Below are 22,250 nucleotides of genomic sequence, written 5' to 3'. Positions count from 1 at the left end.
CGGGTAACTATTACCGTCTAACGCATAGTCGCCAGCTCGTAACTCAACGCAGCAGGAATGAGGTCGGCATGACACAGGCATGTCAGCGCTACTACTGGCTTCCCGTGGTCGACGAATCGAGCAGCCACGGGCTGGTCCGCCACGCCTTCGCCGGTCGGTACATCGACGCCGGGGCGAATGGCGAATCGTTCTGCGCCAAGAACTTCGCCCTCGCGAAACCATCCGAAGTGGACTGGATCCAGGCACCGTCCTGCCAGGACTGCAACTCCATGCTGAAGGAGCTCAAAGGATGAACACGCAGATCGTGATCGCTTGGAGCACCATCCTCGGCATCGCAGCTCTTGCGATCCTCGCAGTCTGGATCCTCCGCTACTGGTCACATCGCCCGCAGCATTCCGGCGGCGGCGAAGGTGCCCTGACGGTCCGCTACCTGGCCATGCGAATAGAGGCAGAGACCAGCGGCGGCGGTCGCCACCGGCTACGCGAACCCACCACGACCCGCGAGGCTCCGGCTGACGAACAAACCCGGACCCCCCTGCCACATCCCGAAGACCAAGCGCCTGTGCCTGACGAATGGACGCGTGATCCCACGGCGCTGCACCGCATCCTCACCGGGCTGCGGCGCTGTTAGACCGGCTCGGTGCCGACCTCCCCTCCCCGACCCCCGGCACCGAGTCACCACCGGCCGGGCGGCCCCTCCCTCAAGGCCGCCCGGCCGGGCCCCGGCAGCACGACGTACCGGGAAAATGGCATGCCGAGTTACCTCACACCCGTGCCGGAACAAGCCCTTGCGGGTGTGTCGGTGGTGAGCGGCAGGATCGTCGGCACGACCGAACGGCAACGGGATCGGGTGGCGCATGTCTGCTCTTGAAAGGGTCCAGCAGCAGTTAGCAGATGCCGTCGGCAAGCTCGATGAGGCGGCCACGCACCTCGATGCGGCGTTCACGTCGTGCGAGGAGAGTCAGGCCGCTCTCGGCCTGGCGCTCGACGGCGCGACTGATCAGGAAGCGACCGAGGCACTCGGCTCGCAGGAGACAGCCACCGCTCAAGTCGACGAGGTACGCAGCAAAGTGCAGGCGATCCGCGAGCGGATCATCGCCTACCTGACCAGCATCGGCGCGCTTGCCAGATCGGGTTCTGGCGTCGGGAGCAACCCGCCGGAGCGGGAGCGTCCGGCCGCACTTACGCACCCGCCGAACGCCATCGGCCTCGATGGCTCCGAGTACCCGCCGGAAGCAGCGTGGGCGGTACCGGAGCTTCCACCTAGAGTGCAGAACCAAGGAGACCGCACAGTCGGCAAGGTCAAAATTGGGGACCAACCGATCCCCGGCTCGATCCGGTCAGGCCAGCGCGACATCTGGGCTGATGAGGCTCAGCAACGGCTGAGACGACTCGGCATTAGAACGCCGCCGTTCCTGCGGTTCCACGTCGAGTTGCGGGCGGCTGCGATGCTGATAAGAAGCGGCGTAACCGCGGCCGAGATCGTGATCAACCACGTACCGTGCGGCTACCTGTCAAGGCCACCTGGGTGCCATCAGGTGCTTGAGCCGTTCCTCCCAGAAGGCTCACAGGTGACCGTGATGGGTACTGATAAGAAGGGGCGTCCCTACCGGCGCACGTACACGGGGAAGGCGAAGGCATGACATTGAAGATCGAGCGCGACGACGGCACGCCGCTCGACGCGGCCGACGTGCGCGCGACCCTGACCGCTGAGTCGGAAACCGATCGGAACATCGTGTTCATCTGCTTTAGGACGGATGACAGCGAAGCCCAGGGCAGGGACTTCGAAACCGCCCTCGAAGCTGAGCTCTTGGTCGGATTCCGAGCGGATCGCGGCGTCTGCATGTGGCAGACGTACGGGGACGACGACGCCGTGACGACGGACGGAACGAATGACGAAGCCATCATCTACGGGACACATCAAATCCCGTTCCCCCCTGGCTCGGAGATCGACGCGGCGGCCGTGATCGACGCAGCGGAGGAGTTCGCGTCGACGGGGGCGCGGCCAACATGCGTCACTTGGACCAGCTACCAGGAGTCGATCCCCTTTGAGGACACGGGAATGAGCGGTGAAGCCTTGGACGCGTTGTTCGAAAACTCCGGCAACGCTAGTTCGGCAAGCCCGGACGCGAGCCGCTGAGGACCGCGATTCGCACAGCCAGGCACGAAAAGAGCCCCGCGCCGAACAGGGACGAACCCAAGTCAGCGTGTGGGCGCGTTCGGCTCGGAGCGAAGGCGAGGGTCAGTACCGCTCCGCCGCTGTTCGGTCGCGGGGATCGATCGTGCGGGTGAAGTGCATGCACACCACGGGGGTGGTCTCGTCGACTCGGCGGCCTTCGGTTTCCTCCCAGTACCGGCGGTGGGCGCGGCGCCAGTGGTCGAGGTCGGCGTAGCCCTCGCCTTCGGCCTCGGCGAACTCCCACGGCACCTCGCCGAAGGCCACGGTCGTCACCGCCGTGACCCGGAGCTCGGCCAGGACCGCGCCGTGGTCGTCGAGCAGGGCGAGGCGCTCGCCGGGCGATTCGAGCTCCTCCCCCTCTTCCGCGTACTCGGCCAGCAAGGAGGCAGTGGCGGTCTTGGTGCCCGCCAGGACGAGGGCGTTGAGTTCGCCGCGGAGGCCACCGAGAGTGCCGAGTTCGAGCGTCCGCATCCCGTTCACACGTGGCCACATCCCGCCGACTCTACCGAGGCTCCGGCCGGTTCCACCGCCGTGATCATGTACGCGCCGCGTTCGGCCTGACGGTCAGTCCGACAGCCCGAGGCGCAAGTGCTCGATGTGGTAGACGGCCTCGTCGAGCAGCTGGGCGACGTGGTTGTCGTACAGCGAGTAGACAACGCTGCGGCCGGAGCGGTTTCCGACGACCAGCCCGAGCGAGCGCAGCAGGCGCAGCTGGTGCGATACCGCCGACTGCTCCATGCCCACCGCCTCCGCCAGCTCGCCCACCGCCATCGCGCGCTGGCGCAGCTCGCTGAGGATCAGCAGCCGCGACGGCGTGGCCAGGGCCTGCAGGGTCTCGGCGACCGAGGCGGCCGACGCCGCGTCCAGCCGCGCAGTCGGCGTGACATCGCGCTTGACCACATGACCCATGTACGGGAGTCTAACGTTCTGGGACATATGAACGATTGATCAGACGTTCATGTATTGTGCTCGCCCGGACCGAAACCGACGCCGGAAGGGTGCTCGCGATGACCACCGTCACCGACCGCACGACGACGCCGATACCTGAGCCGCCGAGCACCAGGCGCGGCCTGTTCGCGCTCCCGGAGGCGCGGTGGGCCGCCGCGGCGCTGGTGGCGTTCCTGCTCGGCCTCGCCGTGCAGCTCGCCGGCGGCCCGGCCGGGCTCTACTGGGCGTTGTACCTGGTCAGCTACGCCACCGGCGGCTGGGAGCCGTGCCTGGCCGGGCTGCAGGCGCTGCGCGAGAAGACCCTGGACGTGGACCTGCTGATGATCATCGCGGCCATCGGCGCCGCCGCGATCGGGCAGATCACCGACGGCGCGCTGCTGATCGTCATCTTCGCCACCTCCGGCGCCCTGGAGGCCTACGCCACCGCCCGCACCGAGGACTCGGTGCGCAGCCTGCTCGACCTCGCGCCGGAGACCGCGGTGCGGGTGCGCGACGGCGTCGAGGAGACCGTCGACACGGCGAAGCTGCAGGTCGGCGACGTGATCGTGGTGCGCCCGGGCGAGCGGATCGGCGCCGATGGCGAGGTGTTCGAGGGCACCAGCGACGTCGACCAGGCGACCATCACCGGCGAGCCGCTGCCGGCCGCGAAGCAGCCGGGCGACGAGGTGTTCGCGGGCACCCTCAACGGCACCGGCGCGCTGCGGGTGCGCGTCGCGAAAGACGCCTCGGAATCGGTGATCGCGCGCATCGTGGCGCTGGTCGCCGAGGCCGGCGAGACGAAAGCGCCGACGCAGCTGTTCATCGAGAAGATCGAGCAGCGGTACTCCATCGGCGTCGTCGTGGCCACGCTCGCGGTCTTCGGGATTCCGCTGCTGTTCGGCGACGATCTGGAGAGCGCCCTGCTGCGCGCGATGACGTTCATGATCGTCGCCTCGCCGTGCGCCGTGGTGCTGGCCACGATGCCGCCACTGCTGTCCGCGATCGCCAACGCCGGGCGGCACGGCGTGCTGGTGAAGTCGGCCGTGGCGATGGAACGGCTCGGCGAGGTCGAACGCGTCGCGCTGGACAAGACCGGCACCCTCACCGAAGGCACGCCGCGCGTGGTGCGGGTCGACCCGGCCGACGGCCGCGAAGCCGACGAACTCCTCGCGCTGGCAGCTGCCGCCGAGCACCTCAGCGAGCACCCGCTGGCGCGCGCGATCGTGGCGGCCGCGCGCGAAAAGGGCCTCGTCATCCCGGCCCCCGATGGCTTCCAGGCGACGCCGGGGCACGGCGTATCGGCCACAGTGGACGGATGTGCCGTGGAGGTCACCAGCCCGCGCGACTCGGACATCGCCGCCGATCTGGAGACCGCGGGCCACACCGCGGTGCTGGTGACCGTCGACGGCGCTCCCGCCGGAGTGCTCGGGATCGCCGACCGGCTGCGCCCGGACGCCGCCGAAGCGGTGCGTGATCTGCGGGAACTCACCGGCTCGGAGCCGGTGCTGCTCACCGGCGACAACAAGCGCGCGGCGGCCCAGGTCGCGGCCGAAGTCGGCATCGGCGACGTTCGCGCGGGCCTGCTGCCCGCGGACAAGGTCGCGGCCGTGCGGGAATCCGGGCAGCGAACGATGGTGCTCGGCGACGGCGTCAACGACGCACCCGCGCTGGCCGCCGCGCACAGCGGGGTGGCGATGGGGCGCACCGGCTCCGACCTCACGCTGCAAACGGCGGACGTGGTGATCGTCCGCGACGAGCTGCTAGCCGTGCCGAAGGTCGTGGACCTGTCCCGCCGGGCCCGCCGCCTGGTCAAGCAGAACCTCGTCATCGCGGGCACCTTCATCACCGTGCTCGTGGTGTGGGACCTGGTCGGGCACCTGCCGCTGCCGCTGGGAGTGGCCGGCCACGAGGGCTCGACGATCATCGTGGGCCTCAACGGCCTGCGCCTGCTCGGCGAACACGCCTGGCGCCGCCGCTGACCGCCCGCGGCTAGTGTTGCGCCATGGCGGAATCCCCGGGTGACGGCGCGGCGCAGCCCGATGTCGTGAGTGGATGTGGTCGCTGCGACGACCACGACCACTCACGACTCGAAACCGTCCGCACCCAGCGCCGCGTGCGGATCGTCGTCGACAACGTCACCGCGATGACGCGACTGCTCGACGTGGTGGACCTGTTCGAGGGGGACTTCCGCGTCGGGCTCGACTTCGCCTGGAACAGCGCCGATCCGCAGCCGAACGGGCTGGCGGAACTGTTCGCCGCCAAGGGCGTCTTCCCGGTGCCGCCGGGATGCAAGCGGGAATACCACCTCGCCATCACGGCAGGCCACAGTGGACTCCGTGACCTGAAAGCGCCGATTCTTTCGCTACCACACGGGATTCGTTACACTAAGATCGTTCCGGAAGCCCGGAAGCCCGGAAGCCCGGAAGCCCGGAAGCCCGGAAGCCTTCGGCCTGTCGCCTGAGCTGCTGCTGGACGACGGCCGTCCGATCCCGTCGGCGATCGTGCTCTCCCACCACGAACAGCTCGCGAGGCTGCGCGCCTCGGCTCCGCAGGCCGCCGAGGTAGCGGCCGTCACCGGCGATCCCTGCTACGACCGGCTCCGCGCCAGCGTGCCGTGGCGGCTGCGCTACCGCCTGGCGCTCGGTGCCGACGGCGACCAGACCGTCATCGCCATCAGCTCGACGCATCGGAAGAACTCGCTACTGGGCGAGGTTTCCGTGCTGTACGAGCGACTTCTGACCGAGCTGCCGGTCGACGAGTTCCGCGTGGTGGCGATCCTGCACCCGCACATCTGGAACCAGCACGGCCCGCACAACGTGCACCGCTGGCTCGCGCCGCACCAGCGGTCGGGCCTGATGGTGGTGCCGCCGGAGTACGGCTGGCGCGCCGCGCTGGTGGCCGCCGATCTGCTCATCGGCGACCACGGCTCGGTGACCGCCTACGGCGCGGCGCTGGGCCTGCCCACGTCACTGGCGGCGTTCCCGGAGTCCTCAGTCGCACCCGACTCTGCGGTAGCGCTCGTCGGATCGCAAGCGCCCCGGCTGGACCTGGGGCAGCCGATCCTGCCGCAGCTGCGGAAGACCATCGCCGAGCACACGCCTGAGAAATCGGCCGCCGTGCACCAGATGATCACATCCTGCCCCGATGGGGCGGCGGAGCGGCTGCGGGAGCTGTGCTACTCGATGCTCGGCCTGACGGAACCCCGAACAGAACCGGGCGTGCCTCCCGACACCGTGCAGGGACTTCCTGGCGGGAACTGGCCGTGGCGTCCAACTGCCATGTACGCCATCGGAAGAGTGCACAGTGGATGCGAGATCTCGTTGGACCGGTATCCGGCCGAAATGGTTCCGGTAGAGCGCATTCCGGAGCGAAGCCACCTGGTGGTAGCCGCAGACCATCCCGGTCCACGGCTTCGCGCCGTCGCCGACGTGCTCGTGCTTGCCGACGCCGAGCAGTGGGGCCGGCACACCGAAACCTGGCTCCGGGAAGCCATTTCCGCACGTCCAGGGCTGCAGCTGGCCGCAGCGGTGTGCGGAGACTCGTGCATCATCCGAACCCGAGGCGGCGACCAAGCACGCCTCAGCGGCTCCGACGACCCGGTGATCTACGCCTCCGCGGTGTTCGAATGGCTGGCGACGGGGCGCGAGCTCGCCGGACTCTCCCCCGGCCTCGCCGTCAACGGCCGACCGGTCGCGGTATCATGACTCGCGCGCCAACAGCGCCTGAGCACGCCGATTTCCCAGCACGGTGAGGATTTCCGCCGCCTCCCGGCGCTGACCCGCCGCCGCCTGCACGTCCCCGTTGCGCGCGCTGAGCTCCGCCAACAGCTCCAACGCCGCCGCCTGGTCGGCAGCCATCCGCGCCGCGCGGCACAGTTCAAGCGCCTTCTGGCCCCACCGCAACGCCTCGGCCAGGTCGTTGCGCTGCAAATGGGCTTCGGCCAGCGACAGCGCCACCTTCGCGCTGTTGGCCTGCTCCCCGAGGCCGACGAAGAAGTCGAACGCCTCCGCCAACCGCGGCAGCGCCTCCGATGCCCGCCCGGCACGGGTCAACACCCGCCCCGAGTGCATGCGGTAGAGCCCCAACGGGCGGGACTGCCGATCCGCCGCGAAGCGCTTCTCCACGATGGCGCGGGACCGTTCGAAGCAGCGCAGGGCCTCGCCGTACTCCTCGCGCCGCTCGCGGATGAGGCCGATCCATTCGATGGCGCTCTGCTGTCCCCAATCGTCGTGGTTCGCCTCGGCGATGTCGTACGAGAGCTCGAATTGCTCCTGTGCCGCGCGGTATTCACCCGCCGCGTAGCAAGCCGAGCCGAAGTGCGAGTGCATGCGCACCAGCGCCCGGGGATCACCCAGCCGCTCGGCCGCCGCAATCCCGAGCGGGAGGATCTCGATCAGGTCCACGAAGTAGTTGCGGTCGGTGTAGTAGCTGAACAGGCTCTCGCACAGCTGCCAGGCGCGGTCGTCCAACCCGGTTTCCACCGCGATGCCCACCAACGCCGACAGCGTCTCGCGCTCCGCCTCCAACTCCTCCAACGCCCGCTCCGCCGCGCGCTCGCCTTCATGCGCCGGACGCACCGCGTCGTAGCGCGAGCTGAGTCGTCGCCGCTTCGACAGCACGATGTCTCGCGCCATCAGGAAGTCGTGGTAGTGCTCGACGATCCGGCGCAATGCGGCCGGAGAATCGTCGTCCGCGGACAGCTTGGCCTTCGCATGCTGCCGCAGCAGTGCATGAATGCTGTACCGTCCGCTGACCGACACCACGAGGTTCGCCCGGGACAACGCCAGCAGCAACTCCTCGGTATCCGCAACCGGCTCGCCGAGCAGCGCCGCAGCCGCCTCCAGGGAGAACTCCGTCGCCGGGTGGCAGCCCAGCAGCCGATAAGCGTGCTGCTGATCCTTCGACAACGCCTGGTACCCGAACTCGAAGGCACCGTCGAAGGGCCGTTCCCCGTCCACTTCCAAGCGGCGCAACAGATCCGGCGCGATTCTGTCCACATAGGACGATATTGAGGAGCGGCCGGGCAATTGCGCGGCCGCCACCTGCAACGCCATCGGGTGCCAGCCACACGCCTTGCTCAACTTCCGCAGCGCGGCCACTTCTGCCTCGGCGCTGTTCCCGAGCTGCCCCGCCAGCAGTGCGATCGCCGCTTCCTCCTCGAACGGCGCCAACCGCATCGGTTCGACAGCGCCGCCCAGGAACGTGAGCTCGCGGCGGCTGGTGACAAGCACCGCACTGGTCGGCGACGACGGCAGCAGCGCCCGCACCTGCGCTGCGGTCGCGGCGTCCTCGAGAATGACCAGGATCCGGCGACCTTCGGTGATGTTGCGGAACGCGGCGGCTCGCTCGTGCTCCGTCGCCGGCAGCGCCGCGCCGGCCAGGCCGAGCATCCCGAGGAAGCCGCTCAGGATCTCGCCCGCGCTTCGCGGCCCGGCAGGATCGGATCCGCGCAGGTCACCCACGAAGATCCCGCCCGGGAACTCCTTCCGCACCTGGTGCGCCCAGCGCAGCGCGGTCAGCGACTTGCCGATGCCCATCATCCCGCTGAGCACCACGATCAGCGGCTTGCCCGCGCGCTCCGCATCGCGCCACAGCCGGTCCAACCGGGCGAGTTCCGCGGTTCGGTTGGTGAAGCCGAAGTGTTCGGGGTTGATCGTCAGCATGTTCGGCGCCGGCGGCTCCGAATGGCCGCCGAGGTTCATCACGATCTGGTCGGCGCGCCCGACCTGGAGCAGGTTGCCCGCGATGTCAGCGTTGTTGGCGTTGTGCCACTCGTCCATCCCGACCCCCACCGGCGCTGTCGATCTGTTCCCGCGCGACGATACCGGGAGGGGAATCGGAGCGTGACAGCTTCAGCACTCGCTGACAACGGAGGGGGACACCGTGCCGGCAAATGAGGAGTGGGACGTCGCGTCCGGCGTCGGGATCACTGCGCTGATGGTCGCCGCGGCCCGCGCACTGGAATCCGAGCGCGCCGACCGGCTGATCGAAGATCCGTACGCCGCGGCGCTGGCCACGGCCGCCGGGCGGGCGGTGCCCACGGCGGCGGCCGACTTCGGCGAGGGCTGGCAGGACACGATCGACTACATCGGCCTGCGCTCCCGGCTCTTCGACGAGTGGTTCGAGCGGGCCTGCGCCGGAGGCGTGCGGCAGGCGGTCATCCTGGCCGCCGGCCTGGACACCAGGGCGTTCCGGCTGCCGTGGCCGCCCGGCCTCCGGCTGTTCGAGGTCGACCAGCCGAAGGTGCTGGCCTACAAGGACGCGATTCTCGCCGACCACGGCGCCCGGCCCGCCTGCGAGCGCCACGAGGTCGCGGTGGACCTGCGCGACGACTGGCCCGCCGCGCTCCGGCACGCCGGGTTCGACCCGGCCCTCCCCACGGCGTGGCTGGGTGAAGGGCTGCTCTGCTACCTGCCCGCCGAGACCGACGTGCGGCTGCTGGAGGTCGTGGACGAGATGTCCGCGCCCGGCAGCAGGATCGCGATCGAGAACCTCACCGCGAAGCAGAGCGTGCTGCTCGACGACGACCTGGCGCAGTCCTCGGAGAAGTGGGGCGTCGACCTGAACGCGCTGTTCAGCCCCGACGACCGGCCGGACCCGGCCGACCGGCTCGCCGGGTTCGGCTGGCAGGTGCGGCGCGAGACCGTCGACGAGGCCGCCGGCCGGCTCGGCCGCGCCCTCACGTCCGGGGGACGCGGCCTGACCCGGGCCGGCGACTTCCTGACCGCGGCGCGCTGATCAGTCCTCCGCGAGGGACAGTTCGGCGAAGCGGATCGCGAAGCCCGCGCCATCCGGCGAGGCGCACATCGGGCCGGCCTCGGCCGGCAGGTCCGGCGGGAAGTACGCCAACCGCAGCGCCGTCTTCGGCTCGTCGCCGTCGGCGGCGTAGCGGATCGTCACGGTGTCGCCCGCCCGCTCCAGTTCCAGGGTGATCGACTCGACCGGCCCGCACACCGCCTCCAGCGGCACCACGCTCCAGTCCGAGACGTCGCGGGTCACCACTGCGCTGAGCAGCTGCTCGCCGTCGACGAACTCGATGCCCGCTTTGATCCAGTTGCGCTCGTCCAGCCGCAGCAGCAGCCCGGCCTGGTCGTACTGCTCCCGGTAGTCGCCGAATAAGCGGGTCGTCAGCTTGAACCGCGGGCCCACCGGCCGCAGCAGCGCGTGCCCGCTGTCCCGCACGAAGCCGTAGTGCGTCGTCCGCCAGAAGTCCGTGCCGGAGTCGGCGGTCACCGTCAGTCCCCCGTAGGACATCCAGTTCACCGGCGGGTTGAGCCACCGCCACCCACTGAGCCCGAACAGCGTGATGTCCTCGGCCTGCTGCATGCCCACCCGTCTCCACTTTTCCGGCGGGGCCGGCTGTCGTCAGCGGACGACGACGACCGGGCAGGCCGCGTGGTGCACGAGCTTCAGCGCCACCGACCCGACCAGCATGCCGGTGAAGGCGCCGTGCCCCTTGTTGCCCACCACCAGCAGATCGGCCTGTTTGGACAGCCCGACCAGCTCGTCGACCACGTGCCCGCGGATGAGCCTGGATCGCAGGTCCACGTTGGGGAAATCGGCCTTGACCGCCGCCACAGCGGTGTCCAACGCCTTGTTCGCCCGCTCTTCCAGCTCGGTGTCCGGGGTCGGCAGACGATATCCGAACTGCACCGGCTGGTGCCAGACCATGATCGCGTGGGCGATGCCGCCGACCTCGCGGATCTGGTTGGCCGCCCAGCGCAATGCCCGTACCGACTCGTCCGATCCGTCCACTCCGACTGCGATGGTCTGCGGCATGCCCGGCTCCTTCCGACGAGGTTTTGGGTGATCCCGCCGGGATGGTAGGCCAGGCCGGAGTGCTCCGCGACCCCCGGAACGGTCGCGTTTCGCACGGGCCGTGAGCGTTTTGGGTTGCCCTGGCGCCCCAAAACGCTCACGAGACCGTCAGAGCTGGTTCACCTCGGTGACCCGGATGACCGCGTTGCCCGCCTCGTCGGAGGCGGCGAGGTCGACCTCGCCGCTGATGCCCCAGTCGTGGTCCTCGTCCGGGTCGGCGAAGATCTGCCGGACCAGCCAGCGCTCCGGCTCCTCGGTGATCAGCAGCAGCGCCGGGCCGCGAGCGTCGGGGCCGGTGGCGATCTCGTCGTGCTGCTCGAAGTACTCCTCCAGCGCGTCCGCCCACGCGTCGGCGCCCCAGCCGCTGTCGCCGTCCAGCTCGCCGAGCTCGTCGTAGCGGCGCCGGGCCGCGAGCTCCACGCGGCGGAACAGCGCGTTGCGCACCTGCACCCGGAAGGCCCGCTTGTTCAGCGTGATCCGCTCCGGGCCTTCGTCCACCGCCACGACCGTCGGCTCCGCGCCAGGGTGGCGCAGCTTCTCCCACTCGTCGAGGAGGCTGGAGTCGACCTGCCGGACCAGCTCGCCGAGCCACTCGATGATGTCGGTGAGCTCCTCGGTCTTGGCGTCGTCGGGCACCGTGTGCCGCAGCGCCTTGTAGACGTCGGCCAGGTAGCGCAGCACCAGACCCTCGGAGCGGGCCAGCCCGTAGAAGTTGACGAACTCGACGAAGTTCATCGCCCGCTCGAACATGTCGCGGGCCACCGACTTCGGCGACAGCTCGTGCTCGCCGACCCACGGATGCCCCTTGCGGTAGGTCTCGTAGGCGGCTTCCAGCAGTTCGACCAGCGGCTTCGGGTGGGTGATCTCCTCGAGCAGCTCCATCCGCTCGTCGTACTCGATGCCGTCGGCCTTCATCTGCGAGACGGCCTCGCCGCGCGCCTTGAACTGCTGCTGCGAGAGCACCTGCCGCGGATCGTCCAGAGTGGACTCGATCACCGACAGCACGTCCAGCGGATAGCGCGGCGACTCGGAATCCAGCAGCTCGATCGCGGCCAGCGCGAACGGCGAAAGCGGCTGGTTGAGCGCGAAGTCGAACTGCAGGTCCATGGTCAGCCGCACCCGGCGGCCCTGCTCGTCGGGCTCGTCGAGCTGCTCGACCACACCGGCGGCCAGCAGCGCGCGGTAGATCGCGATGGCGCGCAGGATGTGGCGGCGCTGCGTCGGCCGGTCCTCGTGGTTGTCGGTCAACAGGTGAGACATTGTGGCGAACGCGTCACGGTGCCGACCGTTGGAGGGCCGGTTGATGACGTTGAGCAGCATCGCGTGGTTGACGTTGAAGCTGGACCGCAGCGGCTCCGGCTCGGCGGACTCCAGCTTCTCGAAGGTCTTCTCGCTCCAGGACACGAAGCCCTCGGGCGCCTTCTTGCGCACCAGCTTGCGCTTCTTCTTCGGGTCGTCGCCGGCCTTGGCCAGCGCCCGCTCGTTCTCGATCTCGTGCTCGGGCGCCTGCACCACGACGTAACCGGCGGTGTCGTACCCGGCGCGGCCCGCGCGACCGGCGATCTGGTGGAACTCGCGCGCCTTCAGGTGCCGCGTGCGGACCCCGTCGTACTTGGTCAGCCCGGTGATCAGCACGGTGCGGATCGGCACGTTGATGCCCACCCCGAGGGTGTCGGTGCCGCAGATGACCTTGAGCAGCCCGGCCTGCGCGAGCTGCTCGACCAGCCGCCGGTACTTCGGCAGCATCCCGGCGTGGTGCACGCCGATGCCGTGCCGCACCAGCCTGGAGAGGGTCTTGCCGAACCCGGCGGTGAACCGGAAGTCGCCGATCGCCTCGGCGATCTGGTCGCGCTGCTCGCGGGAGGCGACCTTGACGCTCATCAACGCCTGCGCCTGCTCCAGCGCGGAAGCCTGGTTGAAGTAGACGACGTACACCGGGGCCTGCTGGCCGGCCAGCAGCTCCTCGATCGTCTCGTGCAGCGGCGTCTTGGCGTAGCGGAAGGTCAGCGGGATCGGCCGCTCCGCCGAGGTGACGACGGCGGTTTCCCGGCCGGTGCGCCGGGTCAGGTCCTTCTGGAAGAACGTGACGTCGCCGAGCGTGGCGGACATCAGCACGAACTGGGTGCGCGGCAGCTCCAGCAGCGGCACCTGCCACGCCCAGCCGCGGTCGGGCTCAGAGTAGAAGTGGAACTCGTCCATCACGACCTGGTCCACGTCGGCGCGGTCGCCGTCGCGCAGCGCGATGTTGGCCAGGATTTCCGCGGTGCAGCAGATGATCGGGGCGTCGGCGTTGACGCTGCTGTCGCCGGTCATCATGCCGACGTTCTCGGCGCCAAAGATGTCGACCAGCGAGAAGAACTTCTCCGACACGAGCGCCTTGATCGGTGCGGTGTAGAAGCTGCGCTTGCCGGCGGCCAGCGCGGTGAAGTGCGCCCCGGTGGCGACCAGGCTCTTGCCGGAGCCGGTCGGTGTGCTCAGGATCAGGTTCGCCCCGGTCACGACCTCCATCAGCGCTTCTTCCTGCGCCGGGTAGAGCTCGATGCCCTGGTCGGTGGTCCAGGACACGAACGCATCGAGCAACGCGTCGGGGTCCGGGGAGTCGGTCGGCAGGGCTGGGAGCTGGTCGGTGAGCTTCATCGTGCCCCCCATCGTCCCTGGTCAACTCCCGCCGAAGCGACCCGGGGTGGCCGAACCCACGCGCTCGGAGGCACGCCGGTTCGCGTGCTGGTGCTGGGCACCTGCGATCGGGGACGATTGGGATACGTGCGGGAGGAGGGGTGTCATGGTGAGCCGGAACGTGCGCTTCGTCGGCGGGCCGCTGGACGGCCGGATTCAGGATCTGCGCGACTCGGAGGCGGTCGCGGGACGGCTGCTGCGGCACGTCCACCTGCACGACGGCCCGAAGATCGAAACCCACTACGAACTGCACTACACCTCGGAATCCGGCTGGGTCTACCACCTCTGCGGCCGCCGCCCGTAGCCGAGCCACGTTGCACCTGACCGCGTCATACGCTTTGCACATGAGCACGGAAACCGTGCCGACCAGCGGCGACGACGCCGAGCACTGGGAAGCCCCAGAAGAGGTGTACTGGGTGAACCGGCTCGCCCAGGCTGAGAAGTCCGGCACGATTCCCCAGGAAGCCGCGATCGTCGCGCTGGAGCGGCAGTCGTGACCACCCCGGGTTGGAGCGCAATTTCACGAGAAATTGACGTTCACTAGGGTGACGGTCAATTTCTCGAGAAATTGCCCCGCCTGCGAAAACGGAGTGCGGGCGTTACCGAACGTAACGATGACGGTGACCCTGCGATGGCGCAATTTCTCGGGAAATTGCCAACCCCGGGATGGGAGCCCTCGATTGCCCGGTCTTGCGTTGCTCCGCAGCAGTAGATCGCCCCGGGCGCGCGGCGCGCCCGGGGTGGGTTGTCAGGCCTGGCCGTGGTTGGTGACTCGGCCTCCCGGGGCGACCTGGGTGCCGTTTCGTTCGGCGTAGCCGCCGTAGGCCCTCGGGCCTTCCCAGAACGTCCAGCCTCCGATGGTCTGGCCGTCGACCGGCGTGTGGGAGCTTCCCGTCAGCAGGGAGAAGTGCACGTGCGGGCCGGTGGTGCTGCCTCCGCAGGGCAGGCCGACGTCGATGCGGCCGAGGTATTCGCCGTAGTCGACCGGCTGGCCGTCGCCGAGACCGGTGAGCCCCGTCATGTGGTAGTAGGTCGTGCTGTAGCCGTTCTCGTGCACGACCCGCACCAGTCCGCTGCCGTTGCGCAGGCAGCTCTTGTAGACCCGGCCCGCGCCCGCCGACAGCACCTGCCCGTTGCCGCCGTTGAAGTCCAGCGAGCTGTACGGGCGGCTTTCGCCGCTGTCGCCGTGCGGGCCGCCGCCCATCCACCACGCCACGCCCTCGGCCCACGGCAGGCCCAGGCCGGTGGCGGCGGCGGCGTGGCTGCTGTTGTCGTAGTTGCGCGCGAAGAGCCGCTTCTCCTCCGCGCTGACGATGTCGGCGGGCGCCCGCTCGGCGACCTGCACGAACTCCGCCGTGCCGTCCAGCACGACCTGCCAGCCCCGCGCGTCCCGGTGCGCCACGAAGATCGCGGTCTGCGGCGTCGCGTGCTCCTTGGCCGGGGCGGGGATCGTCGTCGTGCCGAACGCCCAGCCCTGGTCGTTGGTGCGGGTCGGCTCCACCCACGGCTCGTCCAGCGCCTGGACGTCGAACGCGGAGAGGGCGGCCGGGCCGCGTTCGGCGAGCATCGCGTCCCGGACCGCCGAATCGAGATCCGCCCGATCCGCGCCGACCGCCGCCGTCGGTGCCACCAGCAGCACGGTCACCGCCACCGCGCCCGCGGCCGCGCCCAGCGCGCGCTTGGTCAACGAATGCATCTTTCCTCCCGGGGAGATCGACTGCTCGGGGTATTCGCGGAAACCATTTGGCGACAACAGAAAAGACCGTTCGGTGCAATCCGGAAAGGAGTTTCGGCTCCCGTCGCCAGCGGTTCCGCGACAGCGAATAGCGGAATGCGCGGCGGTGTCAAGATCACCCGCGGCAGCCCGGGCGACGGCCTGAAACCCGCTGCGAAAACTGTTAAATCACCAAAATCGGACAGTCCCCGCAGGTGGGCTCGCCCGGCAGGCAATTCGATCCGGCCGCCCGCGGCTCCCGGCGTGGTTGAAAACTTCGTTGTTCCACAGAATGCGTATTCCACCCGCAGCAACGCGCACCGACTCGCAATTGCGGAGGACACGATGGACAGCGCATCCCCCAGCCCGCGGGCCGACCTGGAGGCACTGCTGCGGACGGGCCCGTTCCACGCCGCGCTGCGCGCCGCGATCGAGGAAAGCGGGCTGACCCTGGAGGGACTGCGCGGTAGGCTCGCCCGGCGCGGCATCAAGGTCAGCCTGGCCAGCCTCAGCTATTGGCAGCAGGGCCGCAGCCGCCCGGAACGCGCCGACTCCCTGCGCGCGCTGCGCGCCATCGAAAGCATCCTCGGCCTGCCCGGCCGTTCGCTGATCGTGCTGCTCGGGCCGCCGCGCCCGCGCGGCCGGTGGATCCACCGCGCGCCGAAGTACCGCCGCTACGACGGGATCCTCGAACCGTCCATCGCCCTGGCGCAGACCATCGAGCCGGTGCTCGGCCCGTCGGACAACAAGCTGCGCACCTACGCCATGGAGGACATCGCCACGGTCGGCCCGGATCTCGCGATCCACCGGGTCCGCACCCGGACGGTGCTGCGGGCACTGGAGGACGGACCCGACCGCCACCTGTTCGTGTACCGGGGCGAGCCGGGCAGCGATTCGCGCTCGCTGGTTCTGCAGCCGACCGAGAATTGCCGCTTGGGTCGGGTGAGCCGGCATTCGGTGGTTCCGATCATCGCCGCGGAGCTGTTGTTCGACCGCAGCCTGCGGGCCGGCGAGACGCAGCTGCTGGAGTACGAACTGCGCATCGAGCACCCGGCCGTCAGCCTGGACCACCGCCGCGCCTTCCGGTATCCGGCCGATGCCTACGTGATGTCGGTACGCTTCGCCGAGTCCGCGCTTCCGGTGCGGTGCCACTCGTTCCGGCAAGATCCGTTCGACACCGAGAGCCCCGGCACGGAATTGCTCATGACCGGCGGCCGGTCGGTGCACCTCGCGACCCGCGACGTGCCGCGAGGCACCCTCGGGATCGCCTGGGAATGGGACTGACCGGACCGCCGCCGGGCTACCGCACGGCGGCGCTAAGTGAATCGCCGCTAGGCCGGCTTGCGACCTGATTCACAGATCAGGGGTATTCCCAGAACCGGCCACTCGGCTAACCTCAGCTCCATGGTGGCGCACTCGATGTCGAGCGGCGGCGGGCCTGACCTCTCCTCCGCCACACCCGTGGACCGCGAGCAGTGGCGGGCTCAGGTCAAGAAGGTGCTGCAGCGATCCGGGCTGATCGGCGAGCGAACTCCGGCCGGTCCGGTGGAGGACGTGCTCGCCTCGACGACCTACGACGGCATAGCCGTGCACCCGCTCTACACGGAGGGACCGCCCGAGGCCGGCGCGCCCGGGCTGGCGCCGTTCGTGCGCGGCAGCCGCCCGCAGGGCAGCGTCGCCGAGGGCTGGGACGTGCGGCAGCGGCACGAGAACCCGGATGCCGCCGAAACCAACCGGGAAATCCTGGCCGACCTCTACAACGGCGTGTCGTCGCTGTGGCTTCGGCTGGGCTCCGGCGGGCTGGCCGTCGACGACCTCGCGGACGCACTGGAAGGCGTCCACCTGGACATGATCGGCGTCGCCCTGGACGCGGGCGAGGACTTCGAGGCCGCCGCCGAGGCGCTCCTGGCGGTGGCCGCCGAGCAGGACGCGCGCGGCAGCGCGCTGAGCGGCAACCTCGGCGCCGACCCGCTGGGCGTGCAGGCCCGGACCGGCCGTCCCAGCGACCGAGACGGCGCGGTTCGGTTGGCGCGCCGCTGCGCGGCGGAGTTCCCGGAGCTGAAGGCGCTGGTCGTGGACGGGTTGCCGTACCACGACGCGGGCGGCTCGGACGCGCAGGAGCTGGGCTGCTCGCTCGCCGCGGGCACGACCTACCTGCGGTGGCTGACCGAAGCCGGGCTGGACGTCGACACCGCCGCCGGGCTGCTGGAGTTCCGCTACGCCACCAACGCCGACCAGTTCCTGGGCATCGCCAAGCTGCGCGCCGCGCGGCGGCTGTGGGAGCAGGTGACCCGCTCCTGCGGCACGTCGGAGCCGGCGCGGGCGCAGGCACAGCACGCCGTGACGTCAGCAGCCATGCTGACCAGGCGCGATCCGTGGGTGAACATGCTGCGCACCACGATCGCGACCTTCGCCGCCGGGATGGGCGGCGCGCAGGCGGTCACCGCGCTGCCGTTCGACGCCGCGATCGGCCTGCCGGACGGCTTCGCCCGCCGCATCGCCCGCAACACGCAGACCCTGCTGCTGGAGGAATCGCACCTGGCGCAGGTGATCGACCCGGCCGGCGGCTCCTGGTACGTCGAGTCGCTGACCGACGAGCTGGCGCAGGCCGCCTGGCGGTGGTTCCAGGAGATCGAGGCCGCCGGCGGGCTGCCCGCCGCGCTGGAATCCGGCCTCGTCGCCGAGCGGCTCTCGGCCACGTGGGAGAAGCGCCGGGCGGCGATCGCGCACCGCGAGGACGCGATCACCGGCGTCAGCGAGTTCCCGAACCTGGACGAGGCGCCGCTGGAGCGCGAGCCCGCACCACAGCAGCCTTCGGGCGGCCTCCCGGTGCACCGCTACGCCGAGGACTACGAGCGGCTGCGCGACGCCGCCGACGCGCAGCTCACCGAGACGGGCAACCGCCCCACGGTGTTCCTCGCGACGCTCGGCTCGCTCGCCGCGCACAACGCGCGCGCCTCGTTCACGCGGAACTTGCTCGCCGCGGGCGGCATCGAAAGCACCGACGCCGGAGCGACCGAGTCCACAAAGGACGTTGTGGCGGCTTACACCGGATCGCCGGTGGTCTGCCTGTGCTCCAGCGACAAGGTTTACGCCGAACGCGCCGCGGAAACCGCCGCGGCGCTCAAGCAGTCCGGAGCGAAGCACGTGCTGCTGGCCGGGAAACCGGGCGATCCGCCACCGGAGGGCGTCGACGGATTCGTCTTCGCCGGGTGCGACGCGCTGGCCGTCCTCACCGACGTCCACGAGAAGCTGGGAGTGGGCCGATGACGCAGATCCCGAACTTCGCCGACATCCCGCTGGATGTCCCGCCCGCCACCGACCAGGCGCGGTGGCAGCAAGAACTCCTCGCCGCCACCGGCAAGGAGTCCGACGCCCTGGTCTGGGAGGCGCCGGAGGGCATCGGCATCAAGCCGCTCTACACCTCCGCCGACGTCGAGGGACTCGAGTTCCCGCACACCTACCCGGGTTTGGCGCCGTTCCTGCGCGGGCCGTACCCGACGATGTACGTCAACCAGCCGTGGACGGTGCGGCAGTACGCCGGGTTCTCCACCGCCGACGAGTCCAACGCCTTCTACCGCCGCAACCTGGCCGCCGGCCAGAAGGGCCTGTCGGTGGCGTTCGACCTGGCCACCCACCGCGGCTACGACTCCGACCACCCGCGCGTCGCCGGCGACGTCGGCATGGCCGGGGTGGCGATCGACTCGATCTTCGACATGCGCCAGCTCTTCGACGGCATCCCGCTGGACCGGATGAGCGTGTCGATGACCATGAACGGCGCGGTGCTGCCGGTGATGGCGCTCTACATCGTCGCCGCCGAGGAGCAGGGCGTCGCGCCGGAGAAGCTGGCCGGGACCATCCAGAACGACATCCTCAAGGAGTTCATGGTCCGCAACACCTACATCTACCCGCCGCAGCCGTCGATGCGGATCATCTCCGACATCTTCGCCTACACCTCGCAGCGGATGCCGAAGTTCAACTCCATCTCCATCTCCGGCTACCACATCCAGGAGGCCGGGGCGACCGCCGACCTGGAGCTGGCCTACACCCTCGCGGACGGCGTCGAATACCTGCGCGCCGGGCGGCAGGCCGGGCTGGACATCGACGCCTTCGCGCCCCGGCTGTCGTTCTTCTGGGGCATCGGGATGAACTTCGCGATGGAGGTCGCGAAGCTGCGCGCGGCCCGGCTGCTGTGGTCGAAGCTGGTGCAGGCCTTCGACCCGCAGAACCCGAAATCGCTGTCGCTGCGCACCCACTCGCAGACCTCCGGCTGGTCGCTGACCGCCCAGGACGTCTACAACAACGTGGCGCGCACCTGCGTCGAGGCGATGGCCGCCACCCAGGGCCACACCCAGTCGCTGCACACCAACGCGCTCGACGAGGCGCTGGCGCTGCCCACCGACTTCTCCGCGCGCATCGCCCGCAACACGCAGCTGCTGCTGCAGCAGGAATCCGGGACCACGCGGGTGATCGACCCGTGGGGCGGCAGCTACTACCTGGAGCGCCTCACCAAGGACCTCGCCGAACGTGCCTGGGCGCACATCGCCGAGGTCGAGGACGCCGGCGGCATGGCGCAGGCCATCGACGCCGGCATCCCCAAGCTGCGCATCGAGGAGGCCGCGGCCCGCACCCAGGCCCGCATCGACTCCGGGCGGCAGCCGCTGATCGGCGTCAACAAGTACCGCTACGACGGCGACGAGCAGATCGACGTGCTCAAAGTGGACAATGCCGGGGTCCGCGCGCAGCAGCTGGAGAAACTGCGGCGGCTGCGCGAAGAACGCGACAGCGCGGCCTGCGACGACGCGCTGCGCCGGCTCACCGCGGCGGCCGAGGCGTCGATGTCCGACCAGCGGCCCAACGACATGGCGCACAACCTGCTCTCGCTGGCCGTGGACGCGGCGCGGGAGAAGGCGACCGTCGGCGAGATCTCCGATGCGCTGGAGAAGGTGTTCGGCCGCCACTCCGGGCAGATCCGTACGATCACCGGCGTGTACCGGGACGAGTCGGGACCGTCGGAGCAGCTGGAAGCGGCCCGCCGGCAGGTGGTGGACTTCGCCGAGGCCGAGGGCCGCCGACCGCGCATCCTCGTCGCCAAGATGGGGCAGGACGGCCACGACCGCGGCCAGAAGGTGATCGCGACCGCGTTCGCCGACCTCGGCTTCGACGTCGACGTGGGCCCGCTGTTCCAGACCCCGTCCGAGGTGGCCCGCCAGGCCGCCGAGTCGGACGTGCACATCGTCGGCGTCTCCAGCCTCGCCGCCGGGCACCTGACCCTGGTGCCCGCGCTGCGCGACGAGCTGGCCGAACTTGGCCGGGAGGACATCATGGTCGTCGTCGGCGGGGTCATCCCGCCTGCCGACTTCGACGCGCTCCGGCAGGCCGGGGCCAGCGCGATCTTCCCGCCCGGCACGGTGATCGCCGACGCCGCGCTGGGCCTGCTCGAAGAACTCCGCACCCGACTCGACCACTGATCATGCCGCGACAGATCGACGTCCAGGACTACGCCAAGGGCGTGCTCGCCGGTTCCCGCACCAAGCTGGCGCAGGCGATCACGCTGGTCGAATCCACCCGCAAGGACCACCGAGCGCTGGCCCAGGAACTGCTCATCGAGCTGCTGCCGCACAGCGGCGGCGCGCACCGGGTCGGCATCACCGGCGTGCCCGGGGTGGGCAAGTCGACGTTCATCGAGTCGCTGGGCTCGACGCTGACGGCGGCGGGGCATCGCGTCGCGGTGCTCGCGGTCGACCCGTCGTCGACCCGCAGCGGCGGCAGCATCCTCGGCGACAAGACGCGGATGGGCCGGCTGGCCAGCGACCCGGCGGCGTTCGTGCGGCCGTCGCCGTCGGCGGGCACGCTCGGCGGCGTCGCGCGCGCGACGCGCGAGACGATCGTGCTGATGGAGGCGGCCGGATTCGACGTCGTGCTGGTGGAAACCGTCGGCGTCGGCCAGTCCGAGGTGACCGTGGCGGGCATGGTGGACTGCTTCCTGCTGCTCACCCTGGCCCGCACCGGCGACCAGCTGCAGGGCATCAAGAAGGGCGTGCTGGAGCTGGCGGACGTCATCGCGGTCAACAAGGCCGACGGCGACCACGCGGCCGAAGCCCGCAAGGCGGCTCGCGAACTCCGCGGCGCGCTGCGCCTGCTCACCCCGGTCAGCGCCGCGTGGACGCCGCCGGTGCTGACCTGCAGCGGCCTGCAGGAGCTGGGGCTGGACACGGTGTGGGAGCAGATCGAGCAGCACCGGGCGGCGCTGGCCGAGGCCGGCGAGCTGGCCGAAAAGCGCAGCCGCCAGCAGGTCGAGTGGACCTGGGCCCTGGTGCGCGACCAGCTGATGTCGGAACTCACCCACCACCCGGCGGTCCGCGCGATCGTCGGCGACGTGGAAACCCAGGTGCGAGCGGGAGAACTCACCGCGAGCCTGGCGGCGGAACAGCTGCTCGACGCCTTCCGGAAGCCCTGAACGCAATCTGGCGGCAGGCGCCTTCCACGCCGTACCAGCGAGCCTGATCCCGCCGCGATCCGCATCTGACCGGGGCCGATACTGGCGGTACCCAACCTCGACCCGGAACCGGTGAGCCATGCGGATCAGCGTTGACAACGCCTCGGGCGTCGCGCCCTTCGAGCAAGTGCGGTCGGCGATCGCGGAGCAGATCAACAGCGGCGAACTCCCGGTGGGCACCAAGCTGCCGACGGTCCGCGCCCTGGCGGCGGAGCTGGGCATCGCGGCGAACACGGCGGCGAAGGCCTACCGGGAACTGGAACAGGCGGGCCTGCTCGAAACCCGAGGCCGCGCAGGCACTTTCGTCTCGGACGCGGGCAACCAGGCGGCGGCCCGAGCAGCGGAAGCGGCGGCGACTTACGCCCGGATCACCCACGCCCTGGGCATCTCCGGGGATGAAGCGTTGGCGATCGTGAAAGCGGCGCTCAAGGCGTGAT

The 22,250-nt window shown here is 70.0% G+C and carries 22 protein-coding genes; 15 read left to right on the top strand and 7 right to left on the bottom strand.

Annotated features, from left to right (window positions below):
* Positions 1-68 precede the first annotated feature (68 nt).
* From AB0I53_RS15195 to AB0I53_RS15180, 4 genes are all read left to right on the top strand, one after another.
* Positions 69-293, top strand: a complete 225-nt coding sequence (locus tag AB0I53_RS15195; protein ID WP_358602170.1) for a hypothetical protein — start codon at positions 69-71, stop codon at positions 291-293.
* On the top strand, positions 290-631 hold the full coding sequence (locus AB0I53_RS15190; protein ID WP_358602167.1) for a hypothetical protein: 342 nt from the start codon (positions 290-292) through the stop codon (positions 629-631). The genes AB0I53_RS15195 and AB0I53_RS15190 overlap by 4 nt, the downstream gene beginning before the upstream one ends.
* A gap of 226 nt (positions 632-857) precedes the next feature.
* On the top strand, positions 858-1,643 hold the full coding sequence (locus AB0I53_RS15185) for a DddA-like double-stranded DNA deaminase toxin (RefSeq protein ID WP_358602164.1): 786 nt from the start codon (positions 858-860) through the stop codon (positions 1,641-1,643).
* Entirely contained in the window at positions 1,640-2,140 is a 501-nt protein-coding gene (locus tag AB0I53_RS15180; protein WP_358602161.1) for an Imm1 family immunity protein, read from the top strand. Before AB0I53_RS15185 ends, AB0I53_RS15180 begins: the two co-directional genes overlap by 4 nt.
* Before the next feature lie 102 nt (positions 2,141-2,242).
* On the opposite strand, the gene AB0I53_RS15175 is transcribed toward AB0I53_RS15180, so the two are convergent.
* Together AB0I53_RS15175 and AB0I53_RS15170 are read right to left on the bottom strand one after the other, a co-directional pair.
* On the bottom strand, positions 2,243-2,671 hold the full coding sequence (locus AB0I53_RS15175) for an ASCH domain-containing protein (RefSeq protein WP_358602158.1): 429 nt from the start codon (positions 2,669-2,671) through the stop codon (positions 2,243-2,245).
* 72 nt (positions 2,672-2,743) lie between these two features.
* Positions 2,744-3,088, bottom strand: a complete 345-nt coding sequence (locus AB0I53_RS15170) for a metalloregulator ArsR/SmtB family transcription factor (protein WP_358389040.1) — start codon at positions 3,086-3,088, stop codon at positions 2,744-2,746.
* 98 nt (positions 3,089-3,186) lie between these two features.
* On the opposite strand from AB0I53_RS15170, the gene AB0I53_RS15165 reads away from it, so the two are divergent.
* From AB0I53_RS15165 to AB0I53_RS15155, 3 genes are all read left to right on the top strand, one after another.
* A complete protein-coding gene (locus AB0I53_RS15165) occupies positions 3,187-5,085 on the top strand; it encodes a heavy metal translocating P-type ATPase (protein ID WP_358602155.1) in 1,899 nt (632 codons plus the stop codon).
* A 134-nt stretch (positions 5,086-5,219) separates the two neighbouring features.
* Complete coding sequence (locus AB0I53_RS15160) at positions 5,220-5,567, top strand: hypothetical protein (RefSeq protein WP_358602152.1); 348 nt, start codon at positions 5,220-5,222, stop codon at positions 5,565-5,567.
* A 40-nt stretch (positions 5,568-5,607) separates the two neighbouring features.
* Positions 5,608-6,810: a hypothetical protein gene (locus AB0I53_RS15155; protein WP_358602149.1), complete on the top strand. Its 1,203-nt coding sequence runs from the start codon at positions 5,608-5,610 to the stop codon at positions 6,808-6,810.
* Here the strand turns inward: AB0I53_RS15155 and AB0I53_RS15150 are convergent.
* Positions 6,805-8,886 (bottom strand): tetratricopeptide repeat protein, encoded by a 2,082-nt coding sequence (locus tag AB0I53_RS15150; protein WP_358602147.1) that lies wholly within the window; start codon positions 8,884-8,886, stop codon positions 6,805-6,807. The genes AB0I53_RS15155 and AB0I53_RS15150 overlap by 6 nt on opposite strands.
* A gap of 103 nt (positions 8,887-8,989) precedes the next feature.
* Here AB0I53_RS15150 and AB0I53_RS15145 point away from each other — a divergent pair, with 103 nt between their 5' ends.
* Complete coding sequence (locus AB0I53_RS15145; RefSeq protein WP_358602144.1) at positions 8,990-9,844, top strand: SAM-dependent methyltransferase; 855 nt, start codon at positions 8,990-8,992, stop codon at positions 9,842-9,844.
* Here AB0I53_RS15145 and AB0I53_RS15140 read toward each other — a convergent pair whose 3' ends face one another.
* The 3 genes from AB0I53_RS15140 to AB0I53_RS15130 all read right to left on the bottom strand — a co-directional run bounded on the left by AB0I53_RS15140 (position 9,845) and on the right by AB0I53_RS15130 (position 13,561).
* On the bottom strand, positions 9,845-10,432 hold the full coding sequence (locus AB0I53_RS15140) for a DUF1349 domain-containing protein (RefSeq protein WP_358602283.1): 588 nt from the start codon (positions 10,430-10,432) through the stop codon (positions 9,845-9,847). It abuts the gene before it with no gap.
* A 39-nt stretch (positions 10,433-10,471) separates the two neighbouring features.
* Positions 10,472-10,885 carry a universal stress protein gene (locus AB0I53_RS15135; protein ID WP_358602141.1) on the bottom strand — a complete coding sequence of 138 codons (414 nt, stop codon included), beginning with the start codon at positions 10,883-10,885 and terminating at the stop codon, positions 10,472-10,474.
* Positions 10,886-11,032: 147 nt separating this feature from the next.
* Entirely contained in the window at positions 11,033-13,561 is a 2,529-nt protein-coding gene (locus AB0I53_RS15130) for a DUF3516 domain-containing protein (protein WP_358602138.1), read from the bottom strand.
* 145 nt (positions 13,562-13,706) lie between these two features.
* Here AB0I53_RS15130 and AB0I53_RS15125 point away from each other — a divergent pair, with 145 nt between their 5' ends.
* Entirely contained in the window at positions 13,707-13,904 is a 198-nt protein-coding gene (locus AB0I53_RS15125) for a hypothetical protein (protein ID WP_358602135.1), read from the top strand.
* A 40-nt stretch (positions 13,905-13,944) separates the two neighbouring features.
* Positions 13,945-14,097, top strand: coding sequence for a hypothetical protein (locus AB0I53_RS15120; RefSeq protein WP_358602132.1), 153 nt, complete (start codon positions 13,945-13,947; stop codon positions 14,095-14,097).
* A gap of 251 nt (positions 14,098-14,348) precedes the next feature.
* Here AB0I53_RS15120 and AB0I53_RS15115 read toward each other — a convergent pair whose 3' ends face one another.
* Positions 14,349-15,296, bottom strand: a complete 948-nt coding sequence (locus AB0I53_RS15115) for a M23 family metallopeptidase (protein ID WP_358602129.1) — start codon at positions 15,294-15,296, stop codon at positions 14,349-14,351.
* 363 nt (positions 15,297-15,659) lie between these two features.
* On the opposite strand from AB0I53_RS15115, the gene AB0I53_RS15110 reads away from it, so the two are divergent.
* The 5 genes from AB0I53_RS15110 (at position 15,660) to AB0I53_RS15090 (ending at position 22,249) form a co-directional block, all read left to right on the top strand.
* On the top strand, positions 15,660-16,598 hold the full coding sequence (locus tag AB0I53_RS15110; protein WP_358602127.1) for a hypothetical protein: 939 nt from the start codon (positions 15,660-15,662) through the stop codon (positions 16,596-16,598).
* A 120-nt stretch (positions 16,599-16,718) separates the two neighbouring features.
* The gene (locus AB0I53_RS15105) at positions 16,719-18,584 is read left to right on the top strand and encodes a methylmalonyl-CoA mutase family protein (protein ID WP_358602124.1); all 1,866 of its coding nucleotides are present in this window, start codon (positions 16,719-16,721) and stop codon (positions 18,582-18,584) included.
* On the top strand, positions 18,581-20,785 hold the full coding sequence (scpA, locus tag AB0I53_RS15100; RefSeq protein ID WP_358602121.1) for a methylmalonyl-CoA mutase: 2,205 nt from the start codon (positions 18,581-18,583) through the stop codon (positions 20,783-20,785). The genes AB0I53_RS15105 and scpA overlap by 4 nt, the downstream gene beginning before the upstream one ends.
* 2 nt (positions 20,786-20,787) lie before the next feature.
* Positions 20,788-21,774, top strand: a complete 987-nt coding sequence (meaB, locus tag AB0I53_RS15095; protein ID WP_358602118.1) for a methylmalonyl Co-A mutase-associated GTPase MeaB — start codon at positions 20,788-20,790, stop codon at positions 21,772-21,774.
* A 118-nt stretch (positions 21,775-21,892) separates the two neighbouring features.
* Positions 21,893-22,249, top strand: coding sequence for a GntR family transcriptional regulator (locus tag AB0I53_RS15090; protein ID WP_358602115.1), 357 nt, complete (start codon positions 21,893-21,895; stop codon positions 22,247-22,249).
* Position 22,250: the final 1 nt, after the last annotated feature.

Origin of the sequence: Saccharopolyspora sp. NPDC050389 (assembly GCF_040655595.1) — a bacterium.
GTDB lineage: Bacteria > Actinomycetota > Actinomycetes > Mycobacteriales > Pseudonocardiaceae > Saccharopolyspora.
This window is presented reverse-complemented; position numbering and strand designations above follow the sequence as displayed.